Source organism: Flexivirga sp. YIM B11880, assembly GCF_058148645.1.
This window is the reverse complement of record NZ_JBMAMH010000001.1, coordinates 334,118-351,175: the sequence shown is the minus strand read 5'-3', so window position 1 is coordinate 351,175 and position 17,058 is coordinate 334,118. Positions and strand designations below refer to the sequence as shown.

The 17,058-nt window shown below is 68.1% G+C and carries 14 protein-coding genes; 9 read left to right on the top strand and 5 right to left on the bottom strand.

Annotated elements, in window-relative coordinates; genetic code table 11:
* Window positions 1-159 precede the first annotated feature (159 nt).
* Window positions 160-2,001, top strand: a complete 1,842-nt coding sequence (xsc, locus tag ACN8HC_RS01685) for a sulfoacetaldehyde acetyltransferase (RefSeq protein ID WP_490073130.1) — start codon at window positions 160-162, stop codon at window positions 1,999-2,001.
* 251 nt (window positions 2,002-2,252) lie between these two features.
* Entirely contained in the window at window positions 2,253-3,773 is a 1,521-nt protein-coding gene (locus ACN8HC_RS01680) for an amino acid permease (RefSeq protein ID WP_490073129.1), read from the top strand.
* 188 nt (window positions 3,774-3,961) lie between these two features.
* Here ACN8HC_RS01680 and ACN8HC_RS01675 read toward each other — a convergent pair whose 3' ends face one another.
* The 3 genes from ACN8HC_RS01675 to ACN8HC_RS01665 form a co-directional block, all read right to left on the bottom strand.
* On the bottom strand, window positions 3,962-5,719 hold the full coding sequence (locus tag ACN8HC_RS01675) for an MDR family MFS transporter (RefSeq protein ID WP_490073128.1): 1,758 nt from the start codon (window positions 5,717-5,719) through the stop codon (window positions 3,962-3,964).
* Window positions 5,716-6,225 carry a MarR family winged helix-turn-helix transcriptional regulator gene (locus ACN8HC_RS01670; protein WP_490073127.1) on the bottom strand — a complete coding sequence of 170 codons (510 nt, stop codon included), beginning with the start codon at window positions 6,223-6,225 and terminating at the stop codon, window positions 5,716-5,718. The genes ACN8HC_RS01675 and ACN8HC_RS01670 overlap by 4 nt, the downstream gene beginning before the upstream one ends.
* Before the next feature lie 167 nt (window positions 6,226-6,392).
* Window positions 6,393-7,184: a hypothetical protein gene (locus ACN8HC_RS01665; protein WP_490073126.1), complete on the bottom strand. Its 792-nt coding sequence runs from the start codon at window positions 7,182-7,184 to the stop codon at window positions 6,393-6,395.
* Between the two features lie 73 nt (window positions 7,185-7,257).
* Between ACN8HC_RS01665 and ACN8HC_RS01660 the strand changes: the two genes are divergently transcribed.
* Window positions 7,258-9,267, top strand: a complete 2,010-nt coding sequence (locus tag ACN8HC_RS01660) for a bifunctional copper resistance protein CopD/cytochrome c oxidase assembly protein (RefSeq protein ID WP_490073125.1) — start codon at window positions 7,258-7,260, stop codon at window positions 9,265-9,267.
* Window positions 9,268-9,272: 5 nt separating this feature from the next.
* Window positions 9,273-10,067, top strand: a complete 795-nt coding sequence (locus ACN8HC_RS01655; protein ID WP_490073124.1) for a carbon-nitrogen family hydrolase — start codon at window positions 9,273-9,275, stop codon at window positions 10,065-10,067.
* A 79-nt stretch (window positions 10,068-10,146) separates the two neighbouring features.
* Here ACN8HC_RS01655 and ACN8HC_RS01650 read toward each other — a convergent pair whose 3' ends face one another.
* Window positions 10,147-10,770: a LysE family translocator gene (locus ACN8HC_RS01650; protein ID WP_490073123.1), complete on the bottom strand. Its 624-nt coding sequence runs from the start codon at window positions 10,768-10,770 to the stop codon at window positions 10,147-10,149.
* 140 nt (window positions 10,771-10,910) lie between these two features.
* Between ACN8HC_RS01650 and ACN8HC_RS01645 the strand changes: the two genes are divergently transcribed.
* The 3 genes from ACN8HC_RS01645 to ACN8HC_RS01635 are packed head-to-tail and all read left to right on the top strand — an operon-like array spanning window position 10,911 to window position 13,809.
* Window positions 10,911-11,333, top strand: a complete 423-nt coding sequence (locus ACN8HC_RS01645; RefSeq protein ID WP_490073122.1) for a hypothetical protein — start codon at window positions 10,911-10,913, stop codon at window positions 11,331-11,333.
* A 48-nt stretch (window positions 11,334-11,381) separates the two neighbouring features.
* Window positions 11,382-13,271, top strand: a complete 1,890-nt coding sequence (locus tag ACN8HC_RS01640; protein ID WP_490073121.1) for an NHL domain-containing thioredoxin family protein — start codon at window positions 11,382-11,384, stop codon at window positions 13,269-13,271.
* 31 nt (window positions 13,272-13,302) lie between these two features.
* Window positions 13,303-13,809 (top strand): hypothetical protein, encoded by a 507-nt coding sequence (locus ACN8HC_RS01635; RefSeq protein ID WP_490073120.1) that lies wholly within the window; start codon window positions 13,303-13,305, stop codon window positions 13,807-13,809.
* A 123-nt stretch (window positions 13,810-13,932) separates the two neighbouring features.
* Here ACN8HC_RS01635 and ACN8HC_RS01630 read toward each other — a convergent pair whose 3' ends face one another.
* Entirely contained in the window at window positions 13,933-15,792 is a 1,860-nt protein-coding gene (locus tag ACN8HC_RS01630) for an acyl-CoA dehydrogenase (protein ID WP_490073119.1), read from the bottom strand.
* A 135-nt stretch (window positions 15,793-15,927) separates the two neighbouring features.
* Between ACN8HC_RS01630 and ACN8HC_RS01625 the strand changes: the two genes are divergently transcribed.
* A complete protein-coding gene (locus ACN8HC_RS01625) occupies window positions 15,928-16,551 on the top strand; it encodes a CYTH domain-containing protein (protein ID WP_490073118.1) in 624 nt (207 codons plus the stop codon).
* A gap of 27 nt (window positions 16,552-16,578) precedes the next feature.
* A complete protein-coding gene (locus ACN8HC_RS01620) occupies window positions 16,579-17,046 on the top strand; it encodes a Fur family transcriptional regulator (protein WP_490073117.1) in 468 nt (155 codons plus the stop codon).
* The last annotated feature ends 12 nt before the right edge of the window (window positions 17,047-17,058 follow it).

Below are 17,058 nucleotides of genomic sequence, written 5' to 3'. Positions count from 1 at the left end.
TGCTTCCGGAAAACGGTACGGAGAGCACAAGAAAACGAGATTGCCTTGACAGTAGCGCAGCCAGTGCCTACGGTCCAAGTGTTGAAGAAATTCGATCGCGACGTTCCGTTTTTTGAGACGGGTGGATGTCGGGATCCGTCCCTTGAAGGAGTGGAACACATGACCGATCTCGCGGAAAGCGTGGAGGCACAGGCCCTGGAATCACAGGTCGCCGGTCGATCTGACGAGTCGGCCGGTGTGCAACGAATGACGCCGTCGGAGGCGTTCGTCGAGACGATGGCAGCGAACGGCGTCGACACGATCTTCGGGATCATGGGCTCGGCGTTCATGGACGCGATGGACATCTTCGCGCCCGCCGGGATCCGGCTCGTCCCCGTCGTACACGAGCAGGGCGCGGCCCACATGGCCGACGGCTACGCACGGGTGAGCGGCCGGCACGGCGTCTGCATCGGCCAGAACGGCCCTGGCATCAGCAACTGCGTCACCGCGATCGCGGCCGCCTTCTGGGCGCACAGCCCCGTGGTGATCGTGACCCCGGAGACCGGCTCGATGGGCATCGGCCTCGGCGGCTTCCAGGAGGCCAACCAGCTGCCGATGTTCCAGGAGTTCACCAAGTACCAAGGGCACGTCAACAACCCGAAGCGGATGGCCGAGATCACCGCTCGCTGCTTCGACCGGGCACACTCCGAGCTCGGCCCGACCCAGCTGAACATCCCGCGCGACTACTTCTATGGCGAGCTGGAGTGCGAGATCCCGCAGCCGCAGGTGCTCGACCGGGGCCCCGGCGGCACCAAGTCGCTCGACGAAGCGGCCGAACTGCTCGCCACCGCCAAGTTCCCGGTCATCGTCTCCGGCGGCGGTGTCGTGATGGCCGACGGCGTCGAGGAGTGCCAGGCGCTCGCCGAGCGCCTCGGCGCACCGGTGGTCAACTCCTACCTGCACAACGACTCGTTCCCGGCCAGCCACCCGCTGTGGTGCGGGCCGCTGGGCTACCAGGGCTCGAAGGCCGCGATGAAGCTGATCAGCCAGGCCGACGTGGTGCTGGCGCTCGGCACCCGACTCGGCCCGTTCGGCACCCTGCCGCAGCACGGACTGGACTACTGGCCCAAGGACGCCAAGATCATCCAGGTCGACGCCGACCACAAGATGCTCGGCCTGGTCAAGAAGATCTCGGTCGGCATCTGCGGCGACGCCAAGGACGCCGCCGTCGCCCTCACCGAGCGGCTGCGCGACCGCACCCTCGCCTGCGACAGCACCCGCGCGGAGCGCGGCGAGCGCATCGTCGCCGAGAAGGACGCGTGGGAGCGCGAGCTGGACGACTGGACCCATGAGCGCGACGACTACAGCCTCGACATGATTGCCGAGGCCGAGGGTGAGGACGGCAACTGGCTGCACCCGCGCCAGGTGCTCCGCGAGCTGGAGAAGGCGATGCCGGCACACGCGATGGTGTCCACCGACATCGGCAACATCAACTCGGTGGCCAACTCCTACCTGCGCTTCGAGGAGCCGCGGTCGTTCTTCGCGCCGATGAGCTTCGGCAACTGCGGTTACGCGCTGCCCACCATCATCGGGGCCAAGGCCGCCGCGATGGACCGGCCCGCCATCTCGTATGCCGGTGACGGCGCGTGGACGATGAGCATGACGGAGATCATGACGGCCGTCCGGCACCACATCCCGGTCACGTCGGTGGTCTTCCACAACCGGCAGTGGGGCGCGGAGAAGAAGAACCAGGTCGACTTCTACAACCGGCGGTTCGTGGCCGGCGAACTGGACAACCCCAGCTTCGCCGAGGTCGCCCGGTCCATGGGCGCCCAGGGCGTCACCGTCGACAAGCTGGAGGATGTCGGGCCGGCGCTGCAGGCGGCGGTGAAGGCACAGCTGGAGGACGGTGTCACCACGGTCATCGAGATCATGTGCACCCGGGAGCTGGGCGACCCGTTCCGTCGCGACGCGCTGTCCAAGCCGGTGCGGCTGCTCAAGAAGTACCAGGACTACGTCTAAACCCCAACGGAGCTAGCCCGCGACATACCAAGCGGCCAAGGGCCGACCGGTGACCCGGTCGGTCCTTGGCCCTTGCCATTTTCGGCCGGTCGTGACTGGCTGGTACCACGAAGGAGCACGTGTGTGGTACTGCTCACATCCCGATGGCGGTTATTCAATTACTAGATCGAAAACCCCACTGTCACAGCGAGATTCGACAGTCAAGTGAGCGACATCGCGCACTTCGGTGGCGCAGATGGAGGCGTTAGCACATGAGTGAGACCTTGGAGACGACCGCCGAGAGCGGGCTCGGGAAGGGCCTGAAACAACGTCACATGAACCTGATTGCCCTGGGCGGGGTGATCGGGGCCGGCCTCTTCGTCGGCAGCGGTGTCGTCATCGACGACGCCGGACCCGCGGCGGTGATCTCCTTCCTCATCGCGGGACTGATCACCGTTCTGATCATGCGCATGCTCGCCGAGATGGCGGTCAACCGGCCGGCACTCGGCTCCTTCTATGTTTACGCGCGTGAATCCCTCGGCCGCAGAGGCGGATTCGCCGTCGGCTGGATGTACTGGTACTTCTTCGTCATCGTCGTGGCGGTGGAGGCCGTCGCCGGCGGCCGGATCCTGCAGCTCTGGGTGCCGGCGGTGCCGCTGTGGGTCCTCAGCCTCGGGCTGATGCTGTTGCTGACCGGCACCAACATGGTGAGCGCCCGGTCCTACGGCGAGTTCGAGTACTGGTTCTCCTCGATCAAGGTCGTGGCGATCGTGCTCTTCCTGGCCGCCGGCATCCTCTGGCTGACCGGAGCGTGGCCGCACTCGACCCCCGGGCTGGGCAACCTGGTCAACAACGGCGGGTTCGCACCACTGGGCTGGGGTGCGGTCGTCGCCGCCGTGGTCCCGTGCGTCGCGTTCTACACCGGCGCCGAGATCGTCACCATCGCCGCAGCGGAGTCCGAGCGACCGGCCGAGGCGATCGCCAAGGCGATGCGCTCGATCATCATCCGGGTCGTCACCTTCTACGTCGGCTCGATCTTCGTGGTCGTCAGCGTGCAGGCGTGGAACGGCAAGAACGTCAGCGTCAGCCCCTACGCGTCGGTGCTCGCCGTGCTGAACGTGCCGGGCGTCGAGACGATCATGAACCTCATCGTGCTGACCGCCGTCCTCAGCTGCCTGAACTCCGCGCTCTACACCTCCTCGCGGATGCTCTTCGCCCTCACCCGGCACAACGACGCGCCGATCGCGTTCACCAAGCTCTCCAAGAGCGGGGTGCCCCGGCGCGCCATCCTCGCCGGGACGCTGGTGGGTTACGTGTCGGTGATCGCGGCATACGTCTCGCCCGACGCGGTGTTCAGCTTCCTGGTCAATTCGTATGGCGCCGTCGCGCTGTTCGTCTACCTCGCGATCGCCATCTCCCAGGTGGTGCTGCGGCGCCGGCTGGAGGCCGAGATGCCGGAAGGTCCGCTGCTGAAGATGTGGCTCTTCCCGGGGCTGAGCTACCTGACCATCGCGCTGATGGGTGCGGTGATCGTCTCGATGGCATTCATCGGCAAGACCCAGAAGGAGTTCTGGCTGAGCCTCATGACTCTGGGCATCATCCTCGGCGTCTACGAGTGGTGGCAGCGCCGCCACCCCACGGTCGGTGAGAAGCGGCCGGTGCCCGGCCCGGGTCCGGTGGAGCTGCCGCCGCCGGCGTTCGCGATCGTCGACGTGCCGGACCGGTCGGTCAGCGCGCGTGAGCGCGCCCGCAAGGTCCGTGCGTATGCCGACGCCCGGCGCCGGGAGAAGTAGTAGGTCAAGACAACGAATGGCCCGGCACGTATGACGTGCCGGGCCATTTCCACCCCACGAAGTTCTCCTCCGCTCCGGCACCCCGCGAAGTTTCTCCCCCGCTTCGCTCCTCCGAATACTTCGTGGGGACCCCGCCACGCTCCCCCGATACTTCGCGGGGGCCCCGGATCCGGGTTCTGGTGGGTTCGCTACTCCGCGTTGTGCCGTGGCGGCAACGACTCGTCGACGTCGCTCACCGTCTCGCCACCGTTCAACGAGTGGCGTCCGGCCGCACCCGAGGCGACACCGACCGGCTCGGGAGTCTGGCCGATCGCGGTCGCCTCGGCGAGCTCACCTTCGGATGCGGCGGCGGCCTGCGCCGACTGGGCGCGCAACTCCACCGGCGGCATGAGCAGCAGCACCAGGAAGCCGAGGAACATCAGCACCGCCGCGCACAGGAAGATCAGGTCCATCGAGTCGGCGAAACCGACCTTGAACGGGTGCGCGATCGCGGCGGGCACGTGCTGCAGGATGTTGGAGTCGTCCTGCACCGTCGCGGCGACCTTCCCGAGCAGCTTCTGGTTGGCCGGGCTGCCCAGCGACGGGTCGGCCTTGACCGCCGCCCCGAGCGCACCCTTGATCTTGTCGCCGACCGTGCTGAACAGGATCGACAGGAAGATCGCGACACCGATGGTGCCACCGGTCTGCCGGAAGAACGTCGCGGCCGACGTCGCAACGCCGATCTCTCGGGGCGGCACGGCATTCTGGACGATCAGCGTCAGCGGCTGCATACAGTTTCCGAGCCCGAGCCCGGTGATGAACATCATCACCATCACCCAGCCGAGGTTGGTGTCGGCCGTGACGAAGATCCACAGCAGCAGCAGCCCGACCGTCGCGAGCAGGGTGCCCAGGATCGGGAAACCGCGAATCTTGCCGGTCTTCGCGGTGATCAGACCGGAGATGACGGCGGCGATCATCAGGCCGGCCACCATCGGCAGCATCATCAGGCCCGAGGTCATCGGGGACGCGCCGTGCACAATCTGCATGTACAGCGGCAGCACCGTGATGCCGCCGAACATCCCGATGCCGACGATGACACTGGCGCCGATCGTCACCGAGGCGGCCCGCAGTTTGAAGATGCGCAGCGGGATCAGTGCGTTGTCGCCCATCCGGTGCTCGACCCAGACGAAGGCGGCTGCGCCCAGGATGCCGATCGCGAAGCATACGAGCGACGTTGCCGATGCCCAGCCCCAGGAGCGGCCCTGCTCGGCGACCGTCAGCAACGGCACGAGTGAGACGACGAGAGCGACCGCGCCCCACCAGTCGATGCGGGCCTCGCGACGAGTGTGCGGCAGGTGCAGCGTCGCCGACACCACGAAGAGCGCGACGATGCCGATCGGCACGTTGACCAGGAAGACCCAGCGCCAGCCGGTGACGCCGAGGAACGACGAGGTCTCGGCGAGGAAGCCGCCGACGACCGGCCCGAGCACCGAGGAGGTGCCGAAGGTCGCCATGAAGTAGCCGGTGTATTTCGCCCGCTCCCGGGGCGGCACCAGGTCGCCGATGATCGCGAGCACCAGCGTCATCAGGCCGCCGGCGCCGATGCCCTGGAAGGCCCGGAAGGCAGCGAGCTCGTACATCGAGGTCGCGAAGGAACACATCGCCGAACCGACGATGAAGACACCGATCGCGAAGACGAACAGCTTCTTGCGGCCGTAGAGGTCACCGAGCTTGCCGTAGATCGGCGTGGTGATCGTCGAGGTGATCAGGTATGCCGTGGTGACCCAGGCCTGAACTGACAGGCCGTGCAGGTCGTCGGCGATCGTGCGGATGGCGGTGCTGACGATCGTCTGGTCGAGCGCGGCGAGGAACATGCCGAGCAAGAGGCCGGTGAGAATCGTCAGGATCTGCCGGTGGGTGAATTCACCGCTCGTGGGGGCTTTGTCGGCCGCCGTCGAGGTGCTCACGAAGGATCCTTTCGAGTGATTGGGGGAAATTCGGGGAGGTCCGCGCCCTGGGCGCGAGCGCGGTCGAGTTCGGCGCTGAGCTCGTCCACGAACTCGTGCAGATAGCGCGTGAAGTCGCGGGCCTTGTCGTCGTCCCAACCGGCCAGCATGCGCTGGATCCACTTGCCGCGGCCGTCCTGCAGCCGCTGCACGAGGGCCTCACCCTCGTTGGTCAGCGCGACGCGCTGCGCGCGGCCGTCGTCCGGGTCGGACACCTTGACCAGCAGCCCATGGCCGACCAAGTGGCTGACCTGCCGGCTGACGGTGGAGACGTCGGAGTGGACCAACTCAGCGAGCGTCGAGATCCGGGACGGGCCGCTGCGGCGGAGCGCGAAGATCACGGGATAGCTCGACGGCTCCGATCCGGGATGCACCCGCGGCGTGTGATGGCGCACCGCCTCGATCTTCTTGACCAGCTGGATCAGCTCCGCGGACAACTCCATTGCCACGGCGTGCTCAACGGGCATGTGTCGACTTCCTGCGGGCTCGGTTCATTTGCTTGCGACATACAAGTATATACATCGAACCCCGATGGACAAAATCCGGTCCTGATTCGAAGCGCGGAGTATGGAGTCAGGGTCCCCGCGAAGTATTCGGAGGAGCGCAGCGGGGGAGAAACTTCGCGGGGTGACGGTCAGGAAACGATGGCGAGGCGGTCCAACACCCGGGCGGCGATGGACTCGTCGCCCACGACCGAGTAGCGCAACAGCGCCGTCGGCACCCGGCCGGCGCCACGACGGGTGAGCGCCTCGGTGGTCAGCCGGATGGTGGTGATCGAGCCCGGCGGCACGATGATCAGCTCACCGGTGGTGTCGTCGGTCTCGTCGACATGGGCCTGCCCCGAGAAGAGCGCCTCCGCGCGCAGCGAGCCGTTGGGGCTCGGCGTGATGCGGACTCCTCCGCGGGCCAGGACGGGGCCGGTGCACTCGATGATCACCGAAGTGCCGGGGGCAAGGCCGGCACCTTCGGCCTGCGCCGGGAACGCCGCCAGGATCGCAGCGACGACGAGTGCGGCCGCCGGCGAGTCCAGGCTGCCGGGCCGGTCGAGTGCCTCGCGTAGGTCCTGCTCCAGGCACCAGGTGTCGATGATCCGCAGCGGGAGAACCGTGCCCAGCGTGCCGGCCCCGCCCAGCACTTCCGGGGTCGGACTGTCCAGCGTCAGCCCGGGCTCGCGGAGTGCCCGCATGCGCCGGGGCAGGGCGTGCGCCAGTTGCTGCACCACCTCGTGGCCGCTTCGCACCTCACCCGGTGGGATGCCTGCGACCTGCGCGATCTGGTCGAGCACGGTGCGGCCCTCGTGCTGAGTCGGCAACGTGAACTGGTCGGGGTGGCAGGTCAGTCCGAGGTCGAGAACGGCCTGCGCGGTGGCGCCATACGACGTCACCAACTCGTCGAGTCCTTCGGGCGGGAGCGGTCGTGTCGGCATACCCACACGGTAATGGCCGCTGCGGGCCAGCACCGACCGCATGAGCCAGAACCTGCGGACTTAACCTTTTGTAGTGACCGATCAGCCCCGCACCGCCCGCCCCATCTCGCGTGCGGGAGGCGTCGCTGCGGCTGCACTCGGCGGGCTGATCGCGTGTGCGGCCGGGATCCGGTTCACCGGCGCGGCGGCCAAGCTGCAGCTGCTCGATCCGGGCGCTGTGGTGCGGTGGGGGCTGCCGTTGTCGTCCACCCTGTTCGAGCTGTCGATGGCCCTCACGATCGGGCTGCTGCTGCTCGGCGGGATGCTGATGCCCGAGGGCGCACGGACCGCACGGCGCATCCGCGTCTGCCGGTATGCCGCCTGGTCGGCCCTGTCGTGGGCGGTGTTCGGGATCATCAGCGACATCCTCAACTACGCCGACGACTCGGGCGTGCATGTGGGCGCGAGCGGGTTCTGGTCCGGCGTCTGGCACTGGACCTGGCAGCTGGAAACCCTCCGCAATCCGGCGATCAGCAGCCTCGCGGGCCTGGCGATCGCGATCGTCTGCTTCATCGGCGTCGGCCGCGCGGTGCAAGCCTGGCTGTTCTTCGGCGCGGTGCTCGCGCTGTGGCCCCTCGCCCTGTCCGGGCACGCCGCCGGCAGCAACGACCACGACGCCGCCGTCAACTCGCTGGCCTTCCACCTCGCCGGTGTCGCCGTCTGGGTGGGCGGGTTGCTCGCCGTGCTGGTCATGTGGTCGCGGCTGGGCAAGGGCACGCCGGACGTCGTCGCGCGCTTCTCGACGATCGCGACCTGGTGCTATGCGATGGTCGGCCTCTCCGGCGTGCTCAACGCCTGGATCCGGCTCGGCGGTGTCGCCGGGCTCGGGTCGCGGTACGGGATCGTGGTGCTCGCCAAGGCCGCCGCGCTCGTCGGGCTCGGCGTGCTCGGCTGGTTCCAGCGGCGCCGGGTCGTCGACCGGTTGCGGGCGGACCGGTCATCCAAGCCGGGGCGGGCGGCCTTCGTGCGTCTCGCGGCGGTCGAGGCCGTCGTGATGGGTGTCGCGATCGGGCTCGGTGCCGCTCTCTCGCGCTCGCAACCGCCGGTGTCCGGCGAGTCGCCGCTGCAGAAGACCGACATCGCGTTCTCGCTCACCGACTACCCGACACCGACCCCGCTCGACACCAGCAGCTGGTTCACCGCCTGGCGGGTCGAGTGGCTGTTCACCGTGATCGCCATACTCGCCCTCGGCGTTTATCTGCGCTGGGTATGGCGGTTGCACCGCCGCGGCGACAAGTGGCCGGTCACCCGCACCCTGTGGTGGATCGCCGGATGGGCCGGCTTCACCTACTTCGCAGACGGCGCGCCCGCGATCTACGGGCACGTCATGTTCTCGATGCACATGTTGATGCACATGGGCGTGTCGATGTTCGTGCCGATCTGCCTGGTGCGCGGCGGCATCGTGACGCTCGCGATGCGTGCGCTGCCGCGGCGCACCGACGGCACCCTCGGTCCCCGCGAGTTGGTCCTGTCGATCGTGCACTCACGGATCTTCGGCTTCTTCGCCAACCCGATCATCGCCGCCGTGCTCTCGTTCGGCACGTTGATCGTCTTCTACTACTCGAGCTGGTTCTACCTGGCGCTGACCACGCACACCGGGCACCTCCTGATGGTCGCGCACTTCATGATCACCGGGTACATCTACGCCTACTCGCTGGTCGGCATCGATCCGGGCCCCAAGCGCTGGGCGCCGCCGATCCGGATGCTCGTCCTGCTCGTGGCCATCGCCTTCCACGCCTTCTTCGGGGTGGCGATGATGACCGGCACGACGCTGCTCGCACCGGACTTCTTCACGGTGCTCCACCTGTCGTGGGTGCCCGACGCCCTGGTCGATCAGCAGCGGGCCGGCACCGTCGCCTGGGGTGCGGGCGAGTTCCCGACCCTCATGCTGGCGATGCTCATCGCCGGGGAGTGGTATCGCACCGACCGGGCCGCCGGGGAGCGTGCCGAGCGGCAGGCCGAGCGCGACGGCGATGCCGAGCTGATCGCCTACAACGACTATCTGGCCGCGCGTGCTCGTGCCGGCGCTCACGAAAAGGACTGACCTTCATGCAGACTGCCCTCATCCAGTTGGCCTATGACGACGACGAGTCGCTCGCCGAGCGCACCGATCGCGTCGTCGGGCTGGTGCGGGCGGAGTCCGGCGCGGACCTGGTCGTCCTGCCCGAGCTGTGGTCGGCCGGCGGATTCTCCTACCGGGACTGGCCGGCACGGTCCCAGGACGTCAGCGGGTCAGTGGTCTCGGCGCTCGCGGCGGTGGCTCGGGAGGTGGGCGTCTGGTTGCACGGCGGCTCGATCGCCGAGCGCCCCGACTCCGGCGAGACCGGACCCGAGGGCAAGACGTTGTGGAACACCTCGGTGCTGATCTCGCCGGACGGTTCGGTCGTCGCCACCTACCGGAAGATTCACCGCTTCGGTTTCGCCGGGGGCGAGCCGAAGCTGATGGAGGCCGGAGCCGACATCGTGATCACGGACATTGCGGGAGTTCGCGCCGGGTTGTCGACCTGTTACGACCTGCGCTTCCCCGAGCTCTATCGGGCTCAGGTGGACCGCGGCGCGACGGTTTTCGTCATACCGGCGGCCTGGCCGGAGGCTCGGGTGGAGGCCTGGTCATTGTTGTTGCGGGCGCGCGCCATCGAGGATCAGTGCTTCGTGATCGGCTGCAACACCGCCGGCACGCACGCGAACACGACCATGGGCGGGCACAGCGCGGTCATCGCACCGACCGGCGAGGTGCTCGCCGAAGCGGGCACCGGCCAGGAGGTGCTACGCGTCGACATCGACCCCACGGCCGTCGAGGAGTTCCGCGAGTCCTTTCCCGTCCTCCGCGACCGACGCCTGTAGCAGCGAGGTCGCCGAGCGCAGCGGTCGCAGAGTAGCCGGCGGAGCGAAGCGGGGGAGGCGTATCGAGGTGCCGCGCACGTCAGCTTTCCGCGACAAGCGCGCCGGCGAAACCGATCATCACCGCGCCAGTGGCGCCTTCGATGCTGCGCCGCACGGTGACCCGTTGCAGCACGCGAGAGGCGACACCCGCGAGGACGACCAGCCCGACAAGCACGATCGAGCCGACCGCCGACAAAGTCATCGCGTAGGTGAGCAGCGTTGCCACGCTTGCGTGTTCGCCCACGAACTGCGGCAGCACCGCGATGTTGAAGGCCAGCACCTTCGGGTTGGTGATGTTGCACAGGAAGCCCTGCCGAACCGCCGACCACGGGCTGCGCCGCGCCGGCAGTTTCGCCTCCGTGGCGCCGTCCGTCGTCCGCATCCGCCAGGCCGCGCGGATCGCGAGGAAGCCGAGATAGGCGAGGTATGCCGCTCCCACCCACTTGATGATCCGGAACACCGTCTCGGCGTGCACCAGGATCGCGCCCAGACCGGACGCGGCGAGCACGCCCTGCACGATGTTGGCCACCAGGATGCCGGCCGCCGTCCATGCACCTCGTCGCCGGCCGCCGAGCAGCGTGCTGCGCAGGGTCAGTAGCGAGTCGGGGCCGGGTGCGATCGCCAGCACGGCGGCGAGCGCGACGAAGGACAGGTACTGCGTCATGCGAAAAATCGTAGAACCGCCTGCACGCTGGTCGAGTGCCGGGGGAGCGCAGCGGAGGAGGTGTATCGAGACCAGGTGTTCCACCGGAACGAAGTCCCCGCGGCTACCGTCAGCACCGCAGGTAGCGAGGAGGGTGAGGGATGAAGGTCTCCGGGCCGAACGGCGAGAAATACCGGGTGCGTCGCAAGTGGCTGCCCTGGCGTCGCAAGGCGAAGGCCAAGGACATCGACTGGTTCGACATCCCGGATCTCGGGGACGACCCGATCAGCATGATCATTTTCGGCATCATCATGATCCCGCTCATCGTCATCCTGGTGCTGTTCCTCGGCGAATTCCTCCTGTTGTTGCTGGTCTTCCCATTGGTGATGATCGCCCGGGCCGTCTTCGGCAAGCCGTGGACGATCGAGGTGACCCAGCAGCGCCGGCTGCTCGCGGCGGAGCAGGTCAAGGGCTGGGACCAGTCGCGTGACCGCATCCAGCAGCTGACCAAGCTGTTGCGGATCGGCGGTCTGTCGGCAATCCACGGCTCGCAACCGGAAAACCCGTCGGCCCCGCGCCCCTGAGGCCGGGCTGCCTGCAACACCCACGAGCCACCGCGCCACCATGGTCGTATGACGAACTACCGGGGTCCCCGCGAAGTATCGGAGCGAGGAACGAGCGGAGAACTTCGTGGGGTAGGGCTGCGGGTGCGTGCTCCGGAACTCCTCGGCCGAGGATGGCTCAACACCGGCGGTGCGAAAGTGCGCCTCGCCGACCTGCGCGGCAAGGTCGTCGTCCTGGATTTCTGGACTTTTTGCTGTGTCAATTGTCTTCACGTACTGGATGAATTACGCCCGCTTGAGCGCGAATTCGCCGATCAGTTGGTCCTCATCGGCGTGCATTCGCCGAAGTTCGAGCACGAGGCCGACCCGGTCGCGCTGGAGCAGGCGGTCGAGCGCTACGCCGTGCACCACCCGGTGCTCGATGACCCACAGCTGACCACGTGGGGCGCCTACACTGCGCGCGCGTGGCCCACGCTCGTCGTCATCGATCCCGAGGGGTACGTCGTCGGACAGTTCTCCGGCGAAGGGCACGCGCACGGGCTGGAGGTGCTGATCCGGGAGCTGCTCGAGGAGCACCGCGCGAAGGGAACCTTGCGCTCCGGTGACGGCCCGTATGTCGCGCCCGCGCCGCCCGCGACCGCTCTGCGTTTCCCGGGCAAGATCGCCGCGGCCGGCGACGGCAGCTATCTCGTCTCCGACACCGCTCACCACGAGGTCGTGCACCTCGAGGCGGACCTGGAGACCGAGCGAACTCGGTACGGCAGCGGTCTCCTGGACTCACCGCAGGGCGTGCTCGTGTTGCCGCCCGACGTCGCGGCCGGACTCGGTTATGACGCGCTCGTCGCCGACACCGTGCGGCACCAGATCTTCTCGATCCGCTTCTCGGACGGTCAGATCCGCGTGCAGGCCGGCACGGGCGAGCAGTTGCGCGAACGCTCCGGAAGCGGTGCCGCCCTGCGGCAACCGCTGGCGTCGCCGTGGGATCTCGCCTGGTGGATCGATCGCGTCGTCATCGCGATGGCCGGCACGCACCAGCTGTGGGTGTTGCACCTGGCGGCAGACCCGAAGGACAACTCGGTTGCGGTCCTGGGGGGCACGAGCCAGGAGGGGCTGCGCGACGGTGACGCGCACGACGCCTGGCTGGCGCAGCCATCCGGTCTTGCGACGTCCGGCGACGGCGGCAGGGTCTGGATCGCCGACTCGGAAACCTCTGCACTGCGGTCGATCTCATTACAGGACAATGGCTTCCGGCTCGATTCGTATGTCGGCAAGGGCCTCTTCGACTTCGGGCATCTCGATGGGCCGGCCGACGAGGCGCTGCTGCAGCACCCGCTCGGGGTGACCGAGCTGCCGGACGGCAGCGTCGCGATCGCCGACACCTACAACGGTGCGATCAGGCGCTACGACCCGGTCTCCGGCGAGGTGTCGACTCTGGCCACCGGTATGGCGGAGCCGAGCGATCTGCTGGTCGAGGACGATCCGGACGGAGCACGCCTGGTGGTCGTCGAGTCGGCGGCACATCGGGTGGTCCGGGTCGCCATACCCGTTGCCGCGGCTCGGGTTTCCGGCGCTGCGTTGCAAACGCAGCGACCGGTCACCCAGGTGTCGCCGGGTGCGCTGCGATTGTCCGTCGACTTCGTGCCGCCGACCGGTCAGAAGCTCGACAAGCGGTATGGCGACCCGACCCAGCTCACCGTCTCGGCAAGCCCCGAGGGATTGCTGCGCAGCGGCGCCGGAGCCGCGCAAGGGCTGGACCGGACGCTCGAATTTGCCGATGGCATGGCCGAAGGGGTGCTGCACGTGTCCGTGCGGGCGGCCGCCTGTGATGGTGACCCGGTCACCGGAGAACTGCCCGAACATGCCGCATGCCACGTGTATCAACAAGATTGGGGCATCCCGGTGTCACTCGTCGTGGGCGCCCCTGACGTGCTCAACCTCGGCCTTCGCGCAACCTCTTGACGATGTAATCATGTAAGCGTGTAATTAGCGGATGAACACGATCGAAGGATGGTTCGCCGGGCGGCTGCCCGACGACTGGTTCGAGGGCGCACCGGAAGTGACGACGGACCGCGAGGAGATCGTGGTCGTCGGCACCCTGCCGGCGCCCGATGTGAACGGCGCGGAGGCCGACGGCGCGCGCGCCGCCGAGAGCGGCCGCATCAAGCGGTGGCGCGAGGACACTCGCGGCAAGCGCATGCGGATCGCCGACGAGGCGGAGCGTCGCTTCGGCGCGAAGGTCGCCTGGGGGGCGGCGTGCGGCGACACCCGCGAGATCTTCACCAACCTGTCGGTACCGGTGATGACCCGGCTCCGCCAACCCGAGCGAAGGGTGCTCGACACGCTCGTCGACGCCGGCGTCGCGCGCTCGCGCTCCGAGGCACTGGCCTGGTGCGTGCGGCTCGTCGGGCGGCACGAGGACGACTGGATCGGCCGGCTACGGGATGCCGTCGCCGCGGTCCACGAGGTCCGTGACGACGGCCCCAGCGCCACCGCCTGATCCGCCCAGCGCTTCCCCTTCTTGCCGAGAGGCTCACCAAACGCCGAGAGGCTCAGCAAAGTCGGCCCTGGCGGGCGACTTTGCTGAGCCTCTCAGTGTGTTTCTGAGCCTCTCGGCGAAGTGTTAGAAGGATTCCTCCGGCAGGTCCATCAGCGACAGATCGGTGCTCTCGGCAATCGCGCGCTCGGCGGCGATCTTCGGCAGCACGTTGGCGGCGTAGAACTTCGCCGCCGCGACCTTGCCGCGGTAGAACGCCTCGTCGGAGCCGGCGTCACCGCCGGCCAGCCGATCCTGCGCCACCTCGGCACCGCGCAGCAGCAGCCAGCCGATGACGAGGTCGCCCGCAGCCAGCAGGAACCGCGTGGTGTTGAGTCCCACCTTGTAGATCTCCCGCTGCTTGCCGTCCTCCAGAGCCGACATCGCAGTGGTGGCAAGCCATTCGGCGATGCCCTGCACGTCGGCCAGGGCCGTGCCCAGCAGCTCCCGCTCGGCCTGCAGTCCGTCGTGGCCGTCGCCACCCTTGACCGTCTCGGTGATGAGACCGGCAAGGTGCATCAGCGACGCGAACTGGTCCTTGACGATCTTGCGGAAGAAGAAGTCCTGGCCCTGGATCGCGGTCGTGCCCTCGTAGAGGGTGTCGATCTTCGCGTCACGGACGTACTGCTCGACGGGGTAGTCCTGCAGGAAGCCGGATCCGCCGAACGTCTGCAGAGATTCGGTGCCCAGCAGTACCCAGGCGCGCTCGGAGCCCACCCCCTTGACGATCGGTAGCAGCAGGTCGTTGAGCCGGGCCGCCATCTCGGCGGCAGAGCCCGGCTCGGGCTGCTCGGAGCCGGTGCGCAGGAACTCCGCATCGACGATGTCCTGTTGCGACGCGGTGAAGAGCACCAGGGAGCGAAGTCCCTCGGCATACGCCTTCTGCAGCATCAGGCTGCGGCGCACGTCCGGGTGGTGGGTGATGGTGACGCGCGGTGCGTCCTTGGCCGGCGTCGTCATGTCCGCGCCCTGCACCCGCTGCTTGGCGTAGTCCAGCGCGTTGAGGTAACCGGTCGACAGGGTGGCAATTGCCTTGGTGCCGACCAGCATCCGGGCGTGTTCGATCACCCGGAACATCTGCGCGATGCCGTCGTGCACGTCACCGAGCAGGGTGCCGACGGCCGGCTCGCCGTCACCGAACGTCAGCTCGCAGGTGGTCGAGACCTTCAGGCCCATCTTGTGCTCGACGTTCGTGACGTAGACGCCGTTGCGGTCGCCCAGCTCGCCGGTCTCCAGGTCGACGTGGAACTTCGGCACGATGAACAGCGACAGGCCCTTGGTGCCCGGGCCCGCTCCCTCGGGTCGCGCGAGCACGAAGTGCACGATGTTGTCGCTCATGTCCTGCTCGGCGGAGGTGATGAAGCGCTTCACGCCGGTGATGTGCCAGGTGCCGTCGGGCTGCTGCACCGCCTTGGTGCGGCCGGCGCCGACGTCGGAGCCGGCGTCCGGCTCGGTGAGCACCATGGTGCCGCCCCATGCCCCCTGCGCCATCCACTTGGCGAGCTTCTTCTGGTCGTCGTTGCCGAGGATGAAGAGCAGCTTGCTGAAGGCGAACGTCGCGGCATACATCCCGATTGCGGGGTTGGCGCCGAGGATGAGTTCGTTCATCGCCCACTTCAGTGAGGGCGGGACGACCGTGCCGTCGAACTCCCGGGGCAGGTCGACGGCGGTGAATCCGGAGTCGAGGTAGGCCTGGTAGGACTTCTTGAAGCTCTCCGGCAGCGTGGTGCTCTTGGTCCGCGGGTCATAGACCGGCGGGTTGCGGTCGGAGTCGAGCAGGCTGTCGGCAAGGTCGTGCTCGGCGAGACGCGCCAGCTCCTTGATCATCTCGCGGGCGGTGTCCGCGTCGACCTCGTCATACGGGCCGGCGCCGAGGACCTCGCCGCGGCCGAGGACCTCGAAGAGGTTGAACTCCAGGTCACGGACATTGCTCTTGTAATGGGACACGGTTCCTCCAGATGGCCCTACTCGTCAGTAACTTCATTCTGCTACTCACCGGTGGATCTCGCAAACGCCGGGTCGGTATGGCGTTTCGCCGGTCACCGAACTGGGCAGTGCCGCGGCGTGCAGGAGAATGCAGGTATGACGAACGCGGACGAACACCTGGAGATCGAGCGCAAGTTCGCGCTCGGTCCGGACGACCGAGTACCCGACCCGGTGGACTGGCCCGGCGTCGAAACCGCCTCCGAACCGGAGGAGTTCCAGCTCGACGCGCTCTACTACGACACCGAGGACCTGCGCCTGGCGAATGCCGGGGTGACGCTGCGGCGGCGCACCGGCGGCTCGGACGACGGGTGGCATCTCAAGGAGCCGGGCAGCGGCGACGGTCGGGTGGAACGCAGCCTGCCGCTGGGCGGCACGCCGGAGGACACCCCGCCCGAGGAGTTCGCCGCCCACGTGTCGCGCCTCATCGGAGACAAAGCCCTCCGGCCGATCTGCCGGGTGCGCACCACCCGGGTCGAACGCCGGCTCGACGGACCGGACGGCCCGATCGCGAAGCTGAGCGACGACCGGGTCGCCACTCAGAACCTGTTGGACTCGCGGCTGCACCAGCGGTGGCGCGAGCTGGAGGTGGAACTCACCGGCGACGGCAGCACCGATTTCCTCGAGGCGGTCACCGAGCACCTGCTCGGGCTCGGCATACCGCAGGTGTCGATCGCGTCGAAGCTGAAGACGGCACTGACGCCGCCGGAGTCCCGCGACTGAGGGACAATCTCCGAAAGGAGGTGCGACGTGCGGTATGCCGAGGAGTCGCCGGCGGTGACCCAGGCGCTCGATCTGCTGCGGGCGAAGGGCGAGCGGGTCACCGCTGCCCGGCGTGCCGTGTTGCACGTCTTGGACGACGCCCGTGGGCACCTGTGTGCCGAGGACATCGCGACTCGCGTCGACGATGCGGAGCCGGGGGTGCATCGGGCGACGGTCTATCGGTCGCTGCAGTCGCTGGCCGAGCTCGGGATCGTCGCGCACACCCACGTGCCGGGCGGCGCGACCATCTACCACCTGCGGCACTCGCCGGGTGCGCCGACCGGCCACGCGCACCTGCAGTGCACGCGGTGCGAGCGGTTCTTCGACATACCGACCGACTGGCTGGGGCCGCTCGGCGACCGGTTGCGCGACGAGCTGGGCTTCGAGCTGGAGGCGCAGCACGCCGCCCTGCTCGGCACCTGCGCGGACTGCCGCTCGGCCCCGTCGGTTGAGTAGGCCGGGGAGCGA